This window comes from Bradyrhizobium sp. IC4059, assembly GCF_020193615.1.
GTDB lineage: Bacteria > Pseudomonadota > Alphaproteobacteria > Rhizobiales > Xanthobacteraceae > Bradyrhizobium > Bradyrhizobium yuanmingense.
Map to the genome: position 1 here is coordinate 1 of NZ_JADYVH010000061.1, position 248 is coordinate 248.

General features: G+C 65.3%; 1 pseudogene. It reads right to left on the reverse strand.

The window, feature by feature from the left end:
• Positions 1-248, reverse strand: a pseudogene (locus I6F12_RS37105) (hypothetical protein); the annotation flags it as partial.

The following is a 248-nucleotide window of genomic DNA, read 5'->3' on the forward strand; positions in this document are numbered from 1 at the left end:
CTCTGCACCAGGCTCGTGCTGCCGAACGCTTCGATGCTGGTCATGGGGATGCCGGTGACGCCATCGCCGTTGAGGTCCTGATGGAAGCGGGTCTCGGCTTGCTCCAGCGTGGCGCTGGTGTCTGACACCTGACCGGTGCTGGTGGCGAAGTTGCCGCTGCTGTCGGTCGTCCAGATCGCGAACTGATCGCTGCCCGAGTACTTCCACGCCACCTCGTAACCGCTCGAGGTCTGCTCCGCGGCGATCGG